The sequence below is a fragment of the Polynucleobacter sp. 30F-ANTBAC genome, assembly GCF_018882385.1.
Lineage (GTDB): Bacteria > Pseudomonadota > Gammaproteobacteria > Burkholderiales > Burkholderiaceae > Polynucleobacter.
This window is the reverse complement of record NZ_JACVON010000001.1, coordinates 22,374-40,164: the sequence shown is the minus strand read 5'-3', so window position 1 is coordinate 40,164 and position 17,791 is coordinate 22,374. Positions and strand designations below refer to the sequence as shown.

Here is a 17,791-nt window from a genome sequence, read left to right as displayed (position 1 = left end):
AACCTATCGATTTTATCGCTTAATTAACTTTCGTAAGTCTGACTTTTCGAAAAAATATTCTTCTAATACATATAAATGCCCCAATAAAAGTACTTTATTAGTTTAGTTCATTCAAATAATGATGGTGGTTCGTCAAGTAAACCGCCTTACGAACCTCGACTGGACGCTCTCCGTAGGTATACGAGACTCGCTCCACCGCTAGCAAGGGGGTGTTAATTTGGACTCCCAAATGCTTGGCTGACAATTCATCTGCCCCAACGGCCCTGAGGCGCTCGGTAGCTCGCACCATGTGGGTGGCGAATTCAGTTTCAAAAAGTGCATACATGGGGCCTCGCCACTCCACCAAGCGCTCGGTAGTTAAGCCCCTAAAAGTTGTACCAGGCAGCCATATTTCTTCGTAAACCGTTGCTTCCTCAGAGAAAAACATGATTCTTTCAATCTGAATCACGGGGTCCCCTGACTTAAGGTCCAAAAGACGGGCGATTTCCGCAGGCGCCCTTAAGCGCTTGCAATCCAAAATCTGACTTTTAGGGTAATGTGGCTCACCATCATCCGGCACCAATCTCAAAAATCTAAAATGAACACGATCCTCATGGTGCGTTGCAACAAAAGTACCCTTGCCCTGGCGCCGAACCAGCAAGTTTTCACTAGATAACTCATCAATCGCCTTGCGAACAGTGCCCTGACTGACCTTAAATCGAGCAGCCAAGTCATTTTCACTAGGAATTGCTTCTCCAGGCTTCCACTCTCCAGCCTGAAGGCTGTCTAAGATAAGGACCTTGATTTGCTGATAAAGAGGGCTAAATGTTGCAATGGTTTCTGTCATGATCAATATTTCATCACAATGAGCAGTATTCGTCTAGATATCTTATGTCTTATATAAGACTATTTGACAGAAATGTTCAAAAAGCCCTAAACTTTGTACGATTCGCGTCAGATCTAAGGCGCAACATACTTTTTTTTAATCAAAGCTCGGAGCAAAATCATGGCAAAAGCCCCATTGCGTGTCGCCGTTACTGGTGCAGCTGGTCAAATCGGTTACTCACTTCTATTTCGCATCGCCAACGGCGATATGCTCGGCAAAGATCAACCTGTGATCTTGCAACTTTTAGAGATTCCTGACGAAAAAGCTCAAAAGGCTTTGACTGGCGTCATGATGGAGATCGATGATTGCGCATTCCCATTATTGGCTGGCATGACTGCTCATAGCGACCCAATGACTGCGTTTAAAGATATTGACTATGCTGTTTTAGTTGGTGCGCGTCCTCGTGGCCCTGGCATGGAGCGTAAAGACTTGTTATCCGCTAATGCCCAAATCTTTACAGCACAAGGTAAGGCATTAAATGCTGTTGCTAAGCGTACGGTTAAGACATTGGTAGTTGGTAACCCAGCGAATACCAATGCATATATCGCTATGAAATCAGCTCCTGATCTTCCAGCGAAGAACTTCACAGCGATGTTGCGTCTAGACCATAACCGTGCTTTGTCACAGCTAGCAGCTAAGACAGGTAAAGCAGTAGCGGACATTGAGAAACTAGTTGTTTGGGGTAACCATAGCCCAACAATGTACCCTGACTACCGTTTTGCAACGATTGGCGGTCAATCTGTACAACAAATGATCAACGACGAAGAGTGGAACAAAAACACATTCTTACCAACCGTTGGTAAACGTGGTGCCGCGATTATTGAAGCACGTGGCTTATCGTCTGCTGCTTCTGCTGCTAACGCTGCAATTGATCACATCCATGATTGGCACTGTGGCACAAATGGCAAATGGGTCACGATGGGCATCCCATCTGACGGCTCTTACGACATCCCTAAAGATGTGATGTATGGCTTCCCAGTAACTTGCGAAAACGGCGAGTACAAGATTGTTCAAGGTTTAGAGATCGATACTTTCTCACGTGAGCGCATGAGCTTTACGTTGAGCGAGTTAACTGAAGAGCAAGACGGCGTTAAGCACCTACTCTAAGCTGATGCAAGCTAAACAAGTGTTGTTTCAAGGTGAGGCCCTTCCGAGGGCCTTACCTGTTTGTGATCACTACGCAGGCACGGAAGTCCGCATGCGTAAGGCATTGCAGTTGCAATCGGATTTAGGTCCTATTTTTGATATCACGTTTGATTGCGAAGATGGCGCTCCAGTTGGTCAAGAAACAGAGCATGCTGAATTAGTAGCTAACATTCTTCTTGGTCCAGAAAACAAATTTAATCGTGTGGGTGTCCGAATCCATGATCCAAGCCACCCATCATGGAAATCCGATGTTGCAACCTTGATCCCAAAAATTGGGCATCGTGTGGCATTCATCATGATCCCCAAGATCATGTCTGCAGATCAAGCACAAGAAGTGATTGATGAAATCAACCACACAGCTAAAACCGCTGGTGTTGCTCGACTTATTCCAATTCAAGCTTTAATTGAAACTCATGGCGCATTAAGAGAAGTTGATGCTATTGCAGCGCTTCCTCAGATTGAATCTTTGAGTTTTGGTCTCATGGATTTTGTGTCAGAACATCATGGCGCCATTCCAGCAGACGCGATGGATCGAGGTCAGTTTGATCACCCTTTAGTTGCACGTGCCATGCTCGAGATATCAGCAGCATGCCATGCTCATGGCAAAGTACCATCTCATAATGTTTGCACCAACATTCATGATTTAGAAATCATCAAGTCAGATACATTGCGCGCTAAAAATCAATTTGCCTACACCCGCAAATGGAGCATTCATCCCAATCAAATTCCAATGATTGTTGAGACACTATCTCCAAGCACCTCAGAAGTTGAAATGGCTTCAGCTATCTTAATAGCGGCCCAAGACGCTCAATGGGGACCTATTCAATACGAAGGTCGTTTGCATGACCGTGCCAGCTATCGCTACTTCTGGAGCGTTCTTCAAAAAGCGCACGCTAGTGGTCATCCTATTTCAGCAAAAGCCCTAGAACTAATTTGTTAAATTAGCCAAATAGTCAGCTTCTAGCAAGTTTGGAGGCTTTTTAGGGTGTACATTCATAACTGAGCAGCAATGCACCTTAAAGGAATATTCATGGGTAATAAAGTTATTTTGATTACGTTAGTGATTCTCATTGCGACAGCGGGCTTTTTACTTATTCAAAGTGATTCACCAATCACGATTGCAGGTGAAACACTAGGAACAGAACCCATTCAACCCAGAAGTCTAGACTCTCTTAAAGAATCCTCGCCCCAAGCATCCCAAAGCACTAGTAATCAAAAATAGAATGCTTGTGGGTTTTAAATAAACCCTAATAATGATTTAAAAACGCCCCGCCTTGGGGCGTTTTGCTTAGAATGTCTGTATGTCTAGCTACCGACCAAAAAACTCATCTCGCATTTCACCTGAAGCAGAAAGACTGGTATCCGATGCCCTGTCACTTGCAGCCTCCGGCAGTCGACTCGAGGATGTCTTTTGGGAAAAGAAACTTTCAGATCGATTATTAAGGTTATTGCATGCGCAAAATCAAAATGCGATTGAGAGTGCCATGGATCAAATTTTAAAAATTAATCCAATAGCATTTGATTGCCTTGCTGAAAATGCAGAGACCTTGGCTGAGTCATTAACCATCGAGCATGAAGGTCAAAGCTGGGATGTGGTGTTAATTGCAATCCCCATCATTGCTAGAACTCGTTACAGCATCCCATCAGGTAAATTAAGCTCAGAAACCATGACGGCAACAGGCAACTTCTTGCATGAACAAATAGTCGCTCAGTCAGCCAGAATTGCTTTGGTGCCTTGGCTCTACAGCATTGATCAGATGCCCCACTCGCATTGCCAAACAAGACAGCTTCTAGAAAAGTTAACGACGGCTGCCATCAATGGTCATGACATCAAACTGGAACTGCGGGATATGCCGGAGACCATTCCAGTTTTAGCTGATCCTAGATACATTGTTGGTGCAGTGGCAGCGCCAAGCCAAGGGCCGATTTTTAGATGGCAAGAAGATGCTCCGCGTCGGCAAGAACGAAGTATCTGTTTGCAGAATTGGCAATTAGGGATGCAAGAAACCATTGCTAGCATCATGCCCGGTTGTGAGTTTGAGCTATCCCTTCCTGAGGCCTACTTCACCAATTGCCGAGAAGCTGACCGAAAAATTAGGCCTTTGAGTATCCTGGCTGCGGTTAATTATTTGGAAGCTACTCTGAATATCGAACCATCAGGGCTGTCATGCATCGTTGCAGGATTTGGTCCTGAGCAATGCGATGAATACCGGATCTCATTTGCACTCAAAGGATCTCAGGAAGTTATTTATGGTGTGGTTTGGCCTCTCTATGATCGAGAGACTGTTGCAAACGACAGCATCAATGACACGTCTATCGAAGATAGCCCTATCCGTGAAATCTACGACACGATTAAAGCATCAGGCATAGATGATCAATTTAGACATGCCGAGTTATTCAATCCCGAGATGTGTGAAGACTGCGGTGCACCCATGTTTGTTGATCGCAATGGTGAAATCGTTCATCCAGAAATGCCGGAAGACACGCCCGACCAACAACCTTTGTTCCATTAATACTCTAGATGTATTGCTTGAAAATTAAATAATGCCAATTAGTAATCAACCCAAAGAACCCGATCTAAATTTTTTAGAAAAAATAGGCTCCTCGCTGCAGAGGAAGCATTGCTAGAAGAATTAGACGATATTTATTTATGCCAAATTGCTAATGAGCGCCGCAATGGAGAAATCATTCCGGTCAAAATAGAAGATCTTTAAGTCTAGCTTTTACTGTTCTTTTCTTCTAAAGACAGGTTTATCAGCAGTGCTATCTTTCGGGGCGTATTTGTAACCTTCTACGTCAAAGTCTTTTAGATCTTCGGCTTTATCAATTTTGTTATCAATGATGAAGCGGGTCATTAAGCCTCTTGCTCGCTTGGCATAGAACGAAATGATTTTGTACTTGCCGGCTTTTTCATCCTGGAAAACTGGCGCAATGATGGGGTAACCTAATTTGCTAGGCTTGACTGACTTAAAGTATTCATCCGAAGCGAGATTCACCAGCACTTTGGTTTTTTGTTGTTCTAACTCTTGCTTTAAAGCCTCGGTAATCTTGTCACCCCAAAAAGCATAGAGATCTTTACCTGCGGCATTCTTAAAGGATGTACCCATCTCCAATCGGTAAGCCTGCATCAGATCCAAAGGCTTTAAAACGCCATAAAGACCTGACAAAACTCGCACATGGGCTTGCGCATAGTCCAAGGATTTTTTAGTCAAGCTCTTCGCATCCAAACCTTCGTATACATCGCCATTGAAAGCCAACAAAGCCTGCTTGCTGTTTTTAGGGGTAAAAGTCTTAGACCACTCACCAAAACGTGCCACATTCAAAGCTGCCAATTTGTCGGACAAGCTCATCAACTCAGCAACCTCTTGAAGAGATAGCTTTTTGAGATCATTAACTAACTTGGCTGACTCATTAATAAAAATCGGCAAGGTATGCTGATCCGTCGTTGGCGGGGTCTCATAATCCAAACTCTTGGCAGGCGAAAGTACGATTAACATGGCAGAATGATCTCTTATGATTGGTAATGCAATATTTGAATCATACCGCTTTGAAATTAATCTCGCTATTTCGCTAATAACCCAATTGGCCAAACTAACTAAAAAGACCTTGCTATGAAAAACACAAAAAAAGAGATGATCGATATCTATAGTTGGGCTACGCCCAATGGTCACAAAGTCCACATCATGATGGAAGAATGTGGTTATCGCTTAGGTCGTGATTGGCAAGCTCATCCGGTGGATATCAGCGCTGGTGATCAATTTAAAAAAGAGTTTCTTAAGATCAGCCCTAATAACAAAATCCCTGCCATGGTGGATCCTCATGGTCCGGATGGTCAACCCATAGCGCTTTTTGAATCTGGTGCGATTCTGCTCTACTTGGCTAGCAAAACCGGTCTCTTTTTACCAAAGACGACCCGAGGAAAATTTGAAGTGATGCAGTGGTTGATGTTCCAGATGGGCGGCGTTGGTCCGATGTTGGGTCAAACCCACCATTTCCGGATCTATGCTCCTGAGAAAGTACCCTATGCCATTGATCGTTACACCAATGAAACTCGCCGCTTGTATGGCGTAATGGATAAAGAGCTATCTAAGAAGCGGTTTATTGCTGGCAAGGACTACAGCATTGCGGATATCGCCATCTTCCCGTGGACACGCTCTTGGAAAAATCAAGGCATTACCTTAGAGGAATTCCCGAACGTTAAACGATGGCATGAGGAAATTGCAGCCCGCCCAGCAGTGCAACGCGGTGTCGAAGTTCTCACTGCTTTGAGAAAACCTTTAATAGATGACAAAGCCAAAGAAAATCTTTTTGGAAAAACCCAGTACCAAAAACGATAAGTTGATGGGACTCGGTGTTTCTAAACTTTGTTTTAGCTAAATCAGGTAGGCTTGGTGAGTTTTTGATAAAGGGCTTTTGCAAAAACCCAAGCAGCCGGTAGACCTGGGATGATGATCATCGCCAAAGCAACCACTGAAAAATTGGCTTTCACCCAAGGGTGATCGCCAATGAGATATCCCAATGTCGTTAGACTACCAACCCATAGAACACCACCAACCACATTAAAAGCGGTGAATTTTGAGTAAGACATTTGAGCAACGCCAGCTACAAACGGCGCAAAAGTTCGGATGAAAGGCAAAAATCGTCCAATCACGATTGTGATCGGACCGTGCTTTTCGTAAAAGTCATGGGTCTTGTTGAAGGCATCCTTATTGAACCAACGAGAATTTTCCCAACCGAAAACTTTAGGACCAATCCAACGACCAATCGAGTAGTTCAAAGCATCACCGGCAACCGCAGCAATCACCAATAGAATTAATAGCACAGGTAAACTCATGCCGCCTACTGCAGCGATAGCCCCAGCCACAAACAACAAAGAGTCACCAGGTAAAAATGGCATCACCACCAAACCTGTCTCAACAAAAATAATCGCAAATAGCAAGGCGTAAACCCAAGGCCCCCAAGCATCGACAACTGTAATCAGATGCTTGTCCAAATGCAGAAACAAATCAATCAGACTGGGAAAATCCATTACTGAAATACCACCGTGCTCTTGCCATTCAATAAAATACGATGCTCTGCATGCCAACGCACGGCTCGAGATAGCGCTAAACATTCCACATCTCGCCCCACTGCAGCTAGCTGGTCCGGGTTCATCGAATGATCCACACGTTCAACGCCTTGTTCAATGATAGGGCCTTCATCCAAATCTGTTGTGACGTAATGAGCTGTCGCACCAATCAGTTTGACACCTCTTTGATGCGCCTGCCAATAAGGCTTTGCCCCTTTAAAGCTTGGTAAAAAAGAATGATGAATGTTGATGGCTCGACCCGATAATTTTTGACAAACTTGAGTCGAAAGAATTTGCATGTATCTTGCCAAAACTACTAAATCAATTTTTTCATTATCAATTAGTTTTAGAAGCTGCTCTTCCTGCTCGGTCTTGCGTTCATCGTTCGCACTGGAGAGCGGCATATGATGAAATGGGATGTTATAGGTATTGGCGAGCGGCTCAAAGTCTTTGTGATTCGACACTATTCCAGCTATCTCAATCGGCAAATAACCACTGTGCGTTCTAAAGAGAAGATCATTCAAACAATGACCTAGCTTAGAAACCATGATCAACACTTTGGGTTTAGCCGTCGCATCAAACAGCTCCCACTCCATATCAAAGGAAGCCCCGATATCTTTAAAGGCTGTTTTTAAATTAGCCAGATTGAGCTCTTGATTAGTTTTGGCAAAGTGAACGCGCATGAAGAAGCGATTGGTAAATGTATCGCTAAATTGAGCAGAGTCCAAAATGTTGGCTGTCTGAGCAAATAAAAAATGGCTCACGGCATGAACAATACCCGGGCGGTCAGGGCATGCAATTTTCAGAATATAACCTTGTGTCGACATAACCCCCATTATCCATAATCAAGCCCTAACTGTCGAAAATCCGATGAGTTATTGCCTCATAAGGCGAATACCTTTAAAAAAATGATGAAAAACCACTTTTTATAGGCTCACTCAAGCTTAAACTTATACTTTTGATAGTTAATCAATAAGGCTAAGAAATGAGCATTCAGTCAGTAGGAATCATTGGTGCAGGAACAATGGGTAATGGTATCGCTCAAGCATGTGCTGTTTCAGGACTTCACGTGATCATGGTGGATATCAATGAGGCTGCTACACAAAAAGGACTTGCAACGATTTCAGGTAGCTTAGATCGTTTAATTAAAAAAGAAAAAATGACAGAGGCTGAAAAAACAGCAGCCTTGGCTCGAATCAAGATCAGCACTAATTACCAAGACTTCACGAGCACCCAGATGGTGATTGAAGCCGCCACTGAAAATTATGAGCTCAAACTAAAAATTCTCAAGCAGTTGGACGCGATTGTTTCTAAAGATGTCATTATTGCTAGCAACACTTCCTCTATTTCCATCACGCAAATGGCCGCTGAAGTGAGCCATCCAGATCGATTTATTGGCATGCATTTCTTTAATCCAGTGCCACTCATGAGTTTGGTTGAAATTATTCGAGGCTTACAGACCAGCGATCAAACACATCAATTGGTTCATGCGATGGCCCAAGCCCTTGGAAAAGAACCCATTACCGTTAAAAATGCACCAGGCTTTGTTGTGAATCGAATCCTAGTACCTATGATCAACGAGGCTTTTTTTGTTTTATCAGAAGGTTTAGCTAGCCCTGAAGATATCGATGCCGGGATGAAGTTAGGCTGTAACCATCCTATTGGTCCCTTGGCTTTAGCAGACATGATCGGCTTGGATACCTGTCTAGCCATCATGGAGGTTTACTTCAAGAACTTTAATGACTCCAAATACCGCCCTTGCCCACTCTTACGCGAAATGGTTGCCGCAGGCTACCTAGGTCGTAAAACAGGTCAAGGTGTCTATAAGTACAATTAATCATGCTCGCACCGATTACAAAATTCATTAGCTATGCAGGACTGATTCCATTTATTGTTTTATCGGGATTGATTCAGTTTATTGAATCTCCATGGGATTTTTGGGCTGCTAACTCGCTCCTTATTTATAGCGCTAGCATTGCATCTTTTGTAGGCGCACTCCATTGGGGCCCTCTTTTGGGACCACAATCCAACCAGATCACCCATCAGTTTTGGCGCGATAAAGGAGCTTGGATTTGGGGGGTGACGCCATCTCTACTCGCTTGGATAGCTCTTCACTTAAGTTTTTCTTATGGCTATTTTGTGATTGCGGCGACACTGGTGATCGCTCTGATCGTTGATAAATCCCAATTTCGTTATCTCATTCAAGACTCCGCCTATTTGGCAGATTTCTTGAAGATGCGCACCATTCTTACCGCTGTCGCTTCAGCCAGCCTGATCTGGGCTGGCTTAGCGATTCGTCAGTTTTAATTCAAAGCTAGATCAGTGCTGCTTGGCTTGAGATAAGATTTTCTCTGTATAAGCAATTGCAAGAGCTGACACCACAAACGTCAAGTGAATCAGTGTTTGCCATAGAAGCGTTTTATCGTCCATGCCAGGCGCATTGATAAACGTCTTCAATAAGTGAATGGAAGAAATGCCAATAATCGCAGTGGCTAGCTTGACTTTCAAAACGCCAGCATTAACATGCGATAACCACTCTGGTTGGTCCGGATGCTTCTCAAGCTCCAAGCGCGAAACAAAAGTTTCCCAACCACCCACAATCACCATCACCAACAAATTTGAAATCATCACCACGTCAATCAATCCTAAGACGATCAACATGATCTCAGTCTCAGTCGTACCACCACTCTTCATTAGCATGCCAATGAGATGCGTCAATTCTTTCCAGAACTGAAAGACATAAACACCTTGAGCAACAATCAAACCAAGATAAAGAGGCGCCTGCAACCAACGGCTCATGAAAATCCAACGAGGTAGAGCGCGCAAATCGTCAGGTGAGGATGAATTAGTGTTTTGACTCATAGGGATCTTTTATAGTGATTAATTAAGCTAAAAATTATGGCGAATGGTTTATTTATGGCGAATTGTAATAAATAATTGGTTTATTGAGCAACATGCGACAATTTAACGATTAAACCATGTCTTTGTTACCCATGACCGAAAAGTTCACCCCTTTAGCCGAAGCTCTCAGACCCAAGAGTATCGATGAGCTGATTGGACAAAAGCATCTCTTCGGTGAGGGTAAACCTCTGGCTACAGCCTTTGTTTCTGGCAAACCTCATTCGATGATCTTATGGGGTCCTCCAGGGGTCGGTAAGACCACAATTGCCCGTTTAGCAGCTACCGTATTCGATTGCGACTTCATCCCCCTATCTGCGGTACTGGCTGGTGTTAAAGAAATACGCCAAGCCATCGAGTTAGCAGAGCAGAATCTTCAACAATTTGGGCGACACACCATTCTTTTTGTGGATGAAATACATCGCTTTAATAAAGCTCAACAGGATGCTCTATTACCTTTTGTTGAATCTGGCCTCGTCACTTTTATTGGAGCCACAACTGAGAATCCCTCTTTTGAAGTGAACTCTGCCCTCCTTTCACGCTCTCAAGTTTATGTTCTTCAATCCTTATCCGAGTCTGAACTATCAGATTTACTAGAAAAAGCTAAAAAAACTATTTTTCAAGGCCTTTCGATAGATGCCCCCGCCAAACAAATGCTCATCAATTTGGCAGATGGAGACGCCCGAAAATTTTTAAATCTTCTAGAGCAAGCGGATCATGCTGCTCAAATTAAAAATATCAGCGAAATTACAGAAGAATTCTTAAAAAATTCCTTAGGCACTCATAACCGTCGTTTTGATAAAGCGGGCGATTATTTTTACGATCAAATTTCGGCACTCCATAAATCCGTTAGAGGCTCCAATCCAGATGCGGCACTTTACTGGTTCTGTCGAATGATTGACGGTGGTGCTGATGCCAAATATTTAGCTAGAAGAATTGTCCGAATGGCCTGGGAAGATATTGGCTTAGCAGATCCAAGAGCCATGCAATTAGCCAACGATGCTGCCAGCACCTATGAGCGCTTGGGTAGCCCAGAAGGCGAATTGGCTTTAGCAGAAGCTCTGATCTATTTAGCCGCCGCACCTAAAAGCAATGCCGCTTATTCGGCTTATAACCAAGCAAAAGCTTTTGTGGCTAACGATACAACGCGTGAGGTTCCTGCACACCTTCGCAATGCTCCAACGCAACTCATGAAACAACTTGGCCATGGCCATGCATACCGCTATGCTCACGATGAACCTCATGCCTATGCTGCTGGCGAAAACTATTTACCAGACGGCATGAAAGATCCTCAATGGTATGAACCAACCAATCGAGGTCTTGAAATCAAAATTAAAGAGAAGCTCGCATTCTTAAAATCACTCGACGAGCAAAGCAAAAAGAAATAAGGTGTTGAAGAGAAATAAAAAAGCCTGCTATTTTTAGCAGGCTTTTTTGTTTTATTACTTTTTTACTTTATGACTTACACCAACATATCAGCCCAAATATTACGAGCCCATGCATTGGCATATTCACCTTCTAATGGATTAGCAGCTGCAGAAATGCCGCCAGATCCAGGCACAGTCACCATCGTACGTTTAGCAGCATCGTAAACGTGAACGCTAGCTACGTGAACCACATCGGTTGATGAGACAAAACTGTAGCAAGTGTTGTTATATATAGGCATTTGACTAACTTCATTGCCACTCAAGATCGCCACAATAGCTGCAGCACAAGTTTTGCCGTGTTGGTTAGCCATGTGACCAGACTTTGGCATACCTGGAGCAATTTGAATTGAATCACCTAATACGTGAACATTCGGCGCCACTTTTGATTCAAACGTCAAGAAGTCGACTTCGCACCAACGGTTGTTCATGTTCGCCAAACCTGTTTTTAAGGCAATGCCACCTGCACGCATTGGAGGCAATACGTTCAAAACATTGGCCTTGATATCATCATTGAACTCAAACTTTAATGTTTTGTTTTTAACATCCACATCGGTTAAGTTATGTTTTGGACGATAGTCAACCATGCCAGCATAGCGACGTGACCAAGCTAACTTGAATAGACCAGGCTTTGAGGTCACATCATCATTGGCATCCAAAATCAAAATTTTGCTCTTTGGCTTACTCTTCTGGAAGTAATCCGCTACCTGACACGCACGCTCGTATGGTCCTGGAGGGCAACGGTAAGGAGCTAATGGAATAGAGATAGCAAATACGCCACCATCTTTCATGGACTCTAATTGCTGTCTAAGGGCTACAGTTTGAGCGCCGGCTTTCCAAGCGTGAAGAACTGAATCTTGAGCAGCTTGAGACTTCATGCCTGGCAAGCTTTCATAATTCAAATCAATACCTGGTGAAACGATCAATCGGTCGTAAAAGAGTGATGCTCCGCCAGCAAGTTTGACTTGTCGTTTAGCCACATCGATTGATGTGACAGAATCTCTCACTAAATTAACACCGTGATTTTTTCTAAGTCCCTCATAAGAAACTGTGATGTCTTCAATCTTCTTACTTCCGCCAATGACCAAGTTAGACATTGGGCAAGAGATAAAGTTTTGATTAGGCTCAATCAACGTGACATCAGCTGTGTAATTTGAGAACTTACGCACGTATTTAGCGGCTGTTGCGCCACCGTAGCCACCACCAATAACGATGACCTTGCCACCTTTTGCATTAATTTGAGATGAAGCACAACCAACAAGTGCGCTAGCTGCCGCACTGCCACCCACCATTTGTATAAATTGACGTCTTTGCATGATGAGCTCCTGATTATTTAGTTTTAGCTACTGCTTTTTCAGCAGGTAATGAAGCGAAGTAAGCCGAGATTTGTTCAATCTGCTCATCTGAATAGCCTTTGCTCAATTGATGCATGATCGAGGCAGTACGCTTGCCTGTTTTGTACTCATTCATCTTCTTGATCAACTCAGCCTTGTTCTGACCAGCTAGGCTGGCCATACCACCTTCAGAATAACCATCGGTTCCATGACAGGCAGCACAGGATGCAGCCCACTGTTTAACTTGAAGTGATTCGGCTTGCGCTGCAGTAGCAAAGCTTAAGCTAGCCAATACACTGGCCAATACAAGCATTGGCTGACGAATAATTGATTGAGTCATTTTTCCCCCTCTTAATGGACAGATAGATTCTATGGTGATTCCGAAGCTTTCACCCTTGGGGTTTCACCCTAAAGTTATTTACTTTTGCTAACTATTGAGATTGTGCTTAATTAAGTAAAGATAAGCAAATCACGAATTGGCATGAGACTAGATCAATTGGCTATATAGCGATCTATGCTATCTAAAGCACAGCTATTTAGGGGGTCATTTAGGGTTGGATTGCGTCGGTTGGGCGTAACGAGCCAACTCAAAGAAATCTAAGTCAACCATCAAGCCATAGTCTTTTTGAATCACACGGCCCTGTCGATCCAAAATATAAAGCTCTGGAACACCTCGACGTTTACCAATGGCTTTAGATAAGCGTTCATCCATCATCACCACTTGAAAATCGTAGCGCTGATCTTTCAAGTAAGCCTTCACAGGTCCAACTCGTTTATCTACAGAAATCGTGATGACATTCAACGAGTCGACTGGAATTTTTTTCATCAACTGATTTAAGTGGCTATTTTGCTTGTGGCAATACCCACACCAGGTAGCCCAAACATGAACTAAAGTGTTTTTATTATTCCAATGCCCTTGATCAAAGGTTTGACCTTGAATAGTTTGCAACTTTCCCAAGGGCAAATAATCACCAACTTCAACGGCGACACCATTCTGGCAATAAAAAAAAAGGCACAGATAAATAATCTTCTTCAACATCAAGTGAGGCATTTTTATCTGTGACATGGCGCCATAAAGAAAGTGAAAATGGTTGGCTTGACTCAAATGACAGACCAACCCTAACGATGATTCAAAAATTACTCAACGAAATGCGTAAAGCTCTCAGCTGGAACACGCTCGGTCACCAAGGTATTTTCAATCTTCGATAAATCAGCATATCCCAAAGACATACCGCAAACCAACTGTTGCTCAGGCTTGAGATTCAAGTGCTTAGCGATCACACGATGGAACTGTGTGAAGGCAGCTTGAGGACAAGTATCCAAGCCTCGAGCCTTCGCAGCCAACATCACGTTTTGAATAAACATACCGTAATCTAACCAACTACCCTGTTGCATGACGCGGTCAATCACAAAGAAAATACCCACTGGCGCATCAAAAAATAAATAATTTCGATTATTTTGCGCTTGCATCTTTTCTTTATCGCCTTTAGCAATACCCAATAGACTATATAAATCTAGTCCAACTTTGCGGCGACGAGAAATATAAGGATCAATCCAGGTTGATGGGTAGTAGTTATATTCTTCTGTGTGTTCTTTAACTGCTTCAGGATCATTGGAAATTTGGATGATTTCGTCTGAGATGGCTTGCTTCTTATCACCAGTTACAACAAATACTTGCCAAGGCTGAATATTTGTTCCAGAAGGTGCACGCCCAGCAACCTCAAGTAACTCTAAAATCTCCTGCTTTGCCACTGGCTTTGGCAGGAAAGCTCGAATAGAACGGCGACTCTTAATGTTGTCATCAATAACTTTGGTTACATCTGCAGAATTCATGAGGTATATCTCTATCGTTTTTATTGGAAGTTGTAAGAATAAAACAGCCCTCCACTTTATGCTCTAAGTACTTGCCACTAAAAATTAGCCGTCAAACCTAGGGTTTAGCGAAGTTAAGTAAAATTATGAACACTTAATGTTTTTTGGCATATAAATAACGTACATTTAAGTCAATTTAACAGGAATATCAATTGCAAAAGGCTTTAAAAGATGGTTTAAGCCTACTAGCCTTTGCCTTACTAGTAAAACCCCTTATCAAATAAAGATATCTATTTTTTAAAACTGTGCGATACTGAGTTTGTAGGTCTTCAAGTAGCTTCCGTCGTTTTCCATTTTCCAAAAATGGGTGATTCGGTTAGTTGAATCTTCCAGCCCTGCAAAGAAAAGGTGAGCAATCACCACGTTTAATTTTTTTAAGGAATTTCAGTAATGGCAACAGGTATTGTTAAGTGGTTTAACGACGCAAAAGGTTTTGGTTTTATTACTCCTGATGGCGGTGGTGAAGATTTATTCGCTCACTTCTCAGCTATTCAAGGTAACGGTTTCAAAAGCTTGAAAGAAAACCAAAAGGTTAGCTTTGAAGTAACAACTGGCCCTAAGGGCAAGCAAGCTTCAAACATCAACCCTATGTAATTTGGGTTGTATGCGTTAGAACCCGACTTCGGTCGGGTTTTTTATTGCCTAGAAAAATAGCGGCACAAAAAAAGGAAGCTAAGTGCTTCCTTTTTTAATGAGAGCGCAATCACTAGTTAATTAACGAGCTTACCCTCTTCCAATCGAATACTCCTGGCTTGCTCATTACTTAATCGCACAGGACGACCTTGGAAATACACGGCCAAGTTACTTAGACCTGAGCTCAACACTGTGAAAGGCGCCTTACCAGTAAACGTATGTGAAGCACCTGCGTCAAGAGCCATCACTGTTACTTTCCCGCTGACATCCGAAACACAAACTGTTTGTTTGATCTTTGATTGCACGAATACAAAGTTACCTGCTTTGTTTGGCTCAGAAACAGAATGTGAGGCAACAACTGCATCAGCCTTTGGACACCCCGCTTCACTTGGTAACGGTGGAATGGATGTTGTTGGAGTAACAGTTGACATTGATGGGGATAGCGTTGCAGGAACCACAACAGGCGCAGTGTCACCTGGCTTTTCTTCTGATGCCTCAATCTGAGATACTTCAGGCATAGGGAGTGGCAATGGCTGAGGATTAATCAACTCAGCAATTTCATCTTTAGTGGCAAATAAACCCCCTGCCACCAATACTATTAAAAATAGTGAAACAACCGGCTTCCAACTTTTCTTTGAAGAGGTTTGTGATGCTGCAAAGTTTTGACCAATCGTTTCCAAACTCACAGCATCTTGTGGTGCTGATTTTTTAGGTGAAGATGTCGAATTTTTTGACACCTTTTTAGAATCCACTTGTGGCTCATCAGACTTTACTTGCACTTCTGACTGAAGAGATTGACTTAATCTTGTTGAGTCTGTGGAGCTAGAGGATGTGGCTGCATCAGATAAACCATTGCCATCCTGAGGTGCAGCATCAAAGGGCAAGGACTCTTGCTTAGCCAAATCCCCACCTGGGTAAAGCAAAGCTTGATCTTCTTTAAGTGATAATAAAAGAGAGACTTTCTTGGCCACTCTAACTTTATGAGCTAAAGAATAAAAACTGCTTAAGCCACCCTCTTCAAGCTCAATAATATGTTTTTTAGATAAGCAGGCTTTTTTAGCTAAATCCTCGGGAGTAATCCTAAGATTGACGCGCGCAGACTTAAGCACTCCCCCTTGAATCTCAGGGGTGATTTCCACTTTGGTTTTCAGGTCTGCTACCATGCTGCCTCCAGGGTATTTCTTTGATGTTATATCTATTATTGTTTCAATGCACTGCCGAGTAATGTCCTTGGATCATCTTTGAAAGTTTCTTCACTTTGCATGAAGTAAAGCGGATTGACGAACGAGGTCTTGTAAAGAATCCGCCTTCATCTTATCCATGACTCTAGATTTATGAACTTTGATTGTTGCATCGGTAGTTCCTAATTGAACTGCAATGTCTTTATTCATAAGTCCGTCTACCAATAAAGCAAAAACCTCTTTTTCTCTTGGCGTCAAACTGTCATATTTCTGTTTCACTGTGAGCGATTGCGTCATCGACTCAAACATCAATTTATCGCTTTCAACAGCGCTAGCAATCGACTTCAAGAGATCATCTAAATTAAATGGCTTCAACAAAAAATCAATAGCGCCCTGCTTCATGCTGGTAACAATCTCATGAGGCATCGACTCACCGGAAATAAAAATAATTGGTGTTTGGCGCCCCATTGTGTTGAGTTTCATTTGTAGCTCAACACCCGTCATCGTCGGCATTCTCATATCAAGAAGAATAGCTGCTGGTGAAACAGGAATCGATTGCTCAATAAAATCTTCCGCTTTCTCATAAATCTCAGTTGTGTAACCATAACTGGCTAGCATTCTTGATAGAGAACTTCTCATGGAAGCATCATCATCGATGATGTAAATATGGCCCAAATTGCTCAAAATAGTTAGTCTCTCTTATATCTAATATGCACCATATTAAATATATTTAACATATTGAGCTATTAGCTTTTAAGCTAATTTTTTAACTAACTGCTTCTAAAATCTATTAATTTAGTTTAAGTGCTCTGTTGCTTAATCGTGATCCGGCGTCACATCCAAGGCGACTAAGAATCGAGAAACCATGTTGTAAGTGGCAATCACTCCCACTAACTCAACCAGCTGTTGATCACCCAAGTTATTTTTAAGACGCTTCATGAGCTCTGGATCAACCTTTATCGTGCGAGTCATTTGGATAGTTAACTCAATAGCATCTTCTTCTAGAGAAGAAAATAAACCTGGAGCTACTTTGTTAGTAGCTATATCGCGAAGTGCATCTACTTGAGACTGCGTACCACCCGCTTTAATGAAAATAGGGGCATGGTGCAAGAACTCGTAATCCGCTTGATTAATGACTGCAACACCGCACATCGCTAACTCCCGAAGTTTGAAATCCAACTCCAGGTTAGCTCGAACCTCACCTAAGAAGGCATTCCAACCGGTTGCAAATGGCGTGCTATGCAACAACATTCTATCGAGGTTAATTAGCTCACCACCGCGACGCTGGCGAATGGCAGAAACCAAAGCCGCTGGCTCTTGAAGATCCAGCGGCTGATAGGGAACTAAACGATCTAGATCAGATGACACTA

At 42.9% G+C, this 17,791-nt stretch carries 21 protein-coding genes; 9 read left to right on the top strand and 12 right to left on the bottom strand.

Annotation, left to right across the window (positions count from 1 at the left end):
* Positions 1 to 97: 97 nt before the first annotated feature.
* Positions 98 to 826, bottom strand: coding sequence for a GntR family transcriptional regulator (locus ICN28_RS00240; protein ID WP_216285336.1), 729 nt, complete (start codon positions 824 to 826; stop codon positions 98 to 100).
* A 159-nt stretch (positions 827 to 985) separates the two neighbouring features.
* On the opposite strand from ICN28_RS00240, the gene ICN28_RS00235 reads away from it, so the two are divergent.
* From ICN28_RS00235 to ICN28_RS00220, 4 genes are all read left to right on the top strand, one after another.
* Positions 986 to 1,972 (top strand): malate dehydrogenase, encoded by a 987-nt coding sequence (locus tag ICN28_RS00235; RefSeq protein WP_216285334.1) that lies wholly within the window; start codon positions 986 to 988, stop codon positions 1,970 to 1,972.
* Between the two features lie 4 nt (positions 1,973 to 1,976).
* Positions 1,977 to 2,951 (top strand): CoA ester lyase, encoded by a 975-nt coding sequence (locus tag ICN28_RS00230; RefSeq protein WP_216285332.1) that lies wholly within the window; start codon positions 1,977 to 1,979, stop codon positions 2,949 to 2,951.
* 90 nt (positions 2,952 to 3,041) lie between these two features.
* Complete coding sequence (locus tag ICN28_RS00225) at positions 3,042 to 3,233, top strand: hypothetical protein (RefSeq protein WP_216285324.1); 192 nt, start codon at positions 3,042 to 3,044, stop codon at positions 3,231 to 3,233.
* A 79-nt stretch (positions 3,234 to 3,312) separates the two neighbouring features.
* A complete protein-coding gene (locus ICN28_RS00220) occupies positions 3,313 to 4,524 on the top strand; it encodes a DUF2863 family protein (RefSeq protein WP_216285319.1) in 1,212 nt (403 codons plus the stop codon).
* Positions 4,525 to 4,734: 210 nt separating this feature from the next.
* On the opposite strand, the gene yaaA is transcribed toward ICN28_RS00220, so the two are convergent.
* A complete protein-coding gene (gene yaaA, locus ICN28_RS00215) occupies positions 4,735 to 5,508 on the bottom strand; it encodes a peroxide stress protein YaaA (RefSeq protein ID WP_216285317.1) in 774 nt (257 codons plus the stop codon).
* 135 nt (positions 5,509 to 5,643) lie between these two features.
* Here yaaA and ICN28_RS00210 point away from each other — a divergent pair, with 135 nt between their 5' ends.
* On the top strand, positions 5,644 to 6,348 hold the full coding sequence (locus ICN28_RS00210) for a glutathione binding-like protein (protein WP_216286778.1): 705 nt from the start codon (positions 5,644 to 5,646) through the stop codon (positions 6,346 to 6,348).
* A gap of 41 nt (positions 6,349 to 6,389) precedes the next feature.
* Here the strand turns inward: ICN28_RS00210 and ICN28_RS00205 are convergent, their stop codons facing one another.
* Together ICN28_RS00205 and purU are read right to left on the bottom strand one after the other, a co-directional pair.
* Positions 6,390 to 7,040: a VTT domain-containing protein gene (locus ICN28_RS00205; RefSeq protein WP_216285316.1), complete on the bottom strand. Its 651-nt coding sequence runs from the start codon at positions 7,038 to 7,040 to the stop codon at positions 6,390 to 6,392.
* Positions 7,040 to 7,906, bottom strand: coding sequence for a formyltetrahydrofolate deformylase (purU, locus tag ICN28_RS00200; protein ID WP_216285315.1), 867 nt, complete (start codon positions 7,904 to 7,906; stop codon positions 7,040 to 7,042). The genes ICN28_RS00205 and purU overlap by 1 nt, the downstream gene beginning before the upstream one ends.
* A 158-nt stretch (positions 7,907 to 8,064) precedes the next feature.
* On the opposite strand from purU, the gene ICN28_RS00195 reads away from it, so the two are divergent.
* Positions 8,065 to 8,916, top strand: coding sequence for a 3-hydroxybutyryl-CoA dehydrogenase (locus tag ICN28_RS00195; protein WP_216285314.1), 852 nt, complete (start codon positions 8,065 to 8,067; stop codon positions 8,914 to 8,916).
* Between the two features lie 2 nt (positions 8,917 to 8,918).
* Positions 8,919 to 9,386: a DUF3429 domain-containing protein gene (locus ICN28_RS00190; RefSeq protein WP_216285313.1), complete on the top strand. Its 468-nt coding sequence runs from the start codon at positions 8,919 to 8,921 to the stop codon at positions 9,384 to 9,386.
* A 12-nt stretch (positions 9,387 to 9,398) separates the two neighbouring features.
* Here ICN28_RS00190 and ICN28_RS00185 read toward each other — a convergent pair whose 3' ends face one another.
* Positions 9,399 to 9,941 (bottom strand): TIGR00645 family protein, encoded by a 543-nt coding sequence (locus ICN28_RS00185; protein ID WP_216285312.1) that lies wholly within the window; start codon positions 9,939 to 9,941, stop codon positions 9,399 to 9,401.
* 116 nt (positions 9,942 to 10,057) lie between these two features.
* Between ICN28_RS00185 and ICN28_RS00180 the strand changes: the two genes are divergently transcribed.
* Entirely contained in the window at positions 10,058 to 11,365 is a 1,308-nt protein-coding gene (locus ICN28_RS00180) for a replication-associated recombination protein A (RefSeq protein ID WP_216285311.1), read from the top strand.
* A 74-nt stretch (positions 11,366 to 11,439) separates the two neighbouring features.
* On the opposite strand, the gene ICN28_RS00175 is transcribed toward ICN28_RS00180, so the two are convergent.
* The 4 genes from ICN28_RS00175 to ICN28_RS00160 form a co-directional block, all read right to left on the bottom strand.
* Positions 11,440 to 12,717 carry an FAD/NAD(P)-binding oxidoreductase gene (locus ICN28_RS00175; RefSeq protein WP_216285309.1) on the bottom strand — a complete coding sequence of 426 codons (1,278 nt, stop codon included), beginning with the start codon at positions 12,715 to 12,717 and terminating at the stop codon, positions 11,440 to 11,442.
* A gap of 13 nt (positions 12,718 to 12,730) precedes the next feature.
* The gene (locus ICN28_RS00170; protein WP_255536063.1) at positions 12,731 to 13,075 is read right to left on the bottom strand and encodes a cytochrome c; all 345 of its coding nucleotides are present in this window, start codon (positions 13,073 to 13,075) and stop codon (positions 12,731 to 12,733) included.
* A 204-nt stretch (positions 13,076 to 13,279) separates the two neighbouring features.
* Positions 13,280 to 13,801 (bottom strand): TlpA disulfide reductase family protein, encoded by a 522-nt coding sequence (locus tag ICN28_RS00165; RefSeq protein ID WP_216285307.1) that lies wholly within the window; start codon positions 13,799 to 13,801, stop codon positions 13,280 to 13,282.
* A 71-nt stretch (positions 13,802 to 13,872) separates the two neighbouring features.
* Positions 13,873 to 14,568 carry a nitroreductase gene (locus tag ICN28_RS00160; RefSeq protein WP_216285305.1) on the bottom strand — a complete coding sequence of 232 codons (696 nt, stop codon included), beginning with the start codon at positions 14,566 to 14,568 and terminating at the stop codon, positions 13,873 to 13,875.
* A gap of 429 nt (positions 14,569 to 14,997) precedes the next feature.
* Between ICN28_RS00160 and ICN28_RS00155 the strand changes: the two genes are divergently transcribed.
* The gene (locus ICN28_RS00155) at positions 14,998 to 15,201 is read left to right on the top strand and encodes a cold-shock protein (RefSeq protein WP_089515906.1); all 204 of its coding nucleotides are present in this window, start codon (positions 14,998 to 15,000) and stop codon (positions 15,199 to 15,201) included.
* A gap of 116 nt (positions 15,202 to 15,317) precedes the next feature.
* Here the strand turns inward: ICN28_RS00155 and ICN28_RS00150 are convergent, their stop codons facing one another.
* The 3 genes from ICN28_RS00150 to ICN28_RS00140 form a co-directional block, all read right to left on the bottom strand.
* Complete coding sequence (locus tag ICN28_RS00150) at positions 15,318 to 16,403, bottom strand: hypothetical protein (RefSeq protein WP_216285303.1); 1,086 nt, start codon at positions 16,401 to 16,403, stop codon at positions 15,318 to 15,320.
* A 90-nt stretch (positions 16,404 to 16,493) separates the two neighbouring features.
* Positions 16,494 to 17,105, bottom strand: a complete 612-nt coding sequence (locus tag ICN28_RS00145) for a response regulator transcription factor (RefSeq protein WP_255536062.1) — start codon at positions 17,103 to 17,105, stop codon at positions 16,494 to 16,496.
* A gap of 132 nt (positions 17,106 to 17,237) precedes the next feature.
* Complete coding sequence (locus tag ICN28_RS00140) at positions 17,238 to 17,789, bottom strand: carboxymuconolactone decarboxylase family protein (protein WP_216285301.1); 552 nt, start codon at positions 17,787 to 17,789, stop codon at positions 17,238 to 17,240.
* Positions 17,790 to 17,791 lie beyond the last annotated feature (2 nt).

What these genes read in the sequence shown, in the direction of transcription:
- ICN28_RS00185 (WP_216285312.1), bottom strand. Translation starts at nt 9,941, where the DNA reads ATGAGTCAAAACACTAATTCATCCTCACCTGACGATTTGCGCGCTCTA.
- ICN28_RS00165 (WP_216285307.1), bottom strand. Translation starts at nt 13,801, where the DNA reads ATGTCACAGATAAAAATGCCTCACTTGATGTTGAAGAAGATTATTTAT.
- ICN28_RS00190 (WP_216285313.1), top strand. Translation starts at nt 8,919, where the DNA reads ATGCTCGCACCGATTACAAAATTCATTAGCTATGCAGGACTGATTCCA.
- ICN28_RS00160 (WP_216285305.1), bottom strand. Translation starts at nt 14,568, where the DNA reads ATGAATTCTGCAGATGTAACCAAAGTTATTGATGACAACATTAAGAGT.
- ICN28_RS00195 (WP_216285314.1), top strand. Translation starts at nt 8,065, where the DNA reads ATGAGCATTCAGTCAGTAGGAATCATTGGTGCAGGAACAATGGGTAAT.
- purU (WP_216285315.1), bottom strand. Translation starts at nt 7,906, where the DNA reads ATGTCGACACAAGGTTATATTCTGAAAATTGCATGCCCTGACCGCCCG.
- ICN28_RS00155 (WP_089515906.1), top strand. Translation starts at nt 14,998, where the DNA reads ATGGCAACAGGTATTGTTAAGTGGTTTAACGACGCAAAAGGTTTTGGT.
- ICN28_RS00230 (WP_216285332.1), top strand. Translation starts at nt 1,977, where the DNA reads ATGCAAGCTAAACAAGTGTTGTTTCAAGGTGAGGCCCTTCCGAGGGCC.
- ICN28_RS00150 (WP_216285303.1), bottom strand. Translation starts at nt 16,403, where the DNA reads ATGGTAGCAGACCTGAAAACCAAAGTGGAAATCACCCCTGAGATTCAA.
- ICN28_RS00170 (WP_255536063.1), bottom strand. Translation starts at nt 13,075, where the DNA reads ATGACTCAATCAATTATTCGTCAGCCAATGCTTGTATTGGCCAGTGTA.
- ICN28_RS00225 (WP_216285324.1), top strand. Translation starts at nt 3,042, where the DNA reads ATGGGTAATAAAGTTATTTTGATTACGTTAGTGATTCTCATTGCGACA.
- ICN28_RS00240 (WP_216285336.1), bottom strand. Translation starts at nt 826, where the DNA reads ATGACAGAAACCATTGCAACATTTAGCCCTCTTTATCAGCAAATCAAG.
- ICN28_RS00180 (WP_216285311.1), top strand. Translation starts at nt 10,058, where the DNA reads ATGTCTTTGTTACCCATGACCGAAAAGTTCACCCCTTTAGCCGAAGCT.
- ICN28_RS00175 (WP_216285309.1), bottom strand. Translation starts at nt 12,717, where the DNA reads ATGCAAAGACGTCAATTTATACAAATGGTGGGTGGCAGTGCGGCAGCT.
- ICN28_RS00205 (WP_216285316.1), bottom strand. Translation starts at nt 7,040, where the DNA reads ATGGATTTTCCCAGTCTGATTGATTTGTTTCTGCATTTGGACAAGCAT.
- ICN28_RS00210 (WP_216286778.1), top strand. Translation starts at nt 5,644, where the DNA reads ATGATCGATATCTATAGTTGGGCTACGCCCAATGGTCACAAAGTCCAC.
- yaaA (WP_216285317.1), bottom strand. Translation starts at nt 5,508, where the DNA reads ATGTTAATCGTACTTTCGCCTGCCAAGAGTTTGGATTATGAGACCCCG.
- ICN28_RS00220 (WP_216285319.1), top strand. Translation starts at nt 3,313, where the DNA reads ATGTCTAGCTACCGACCAAAAAACTCATCTCGCATTTCACCTGAAGCA.
- ICN28_RS00235 (WP_216285334.1), top strand. Translation starts at nt 986, where the DNA reads ATGGCAAAAGCCCCATTGCGTGTCGCCGTTACTGGTGCAGCTGGTCAA.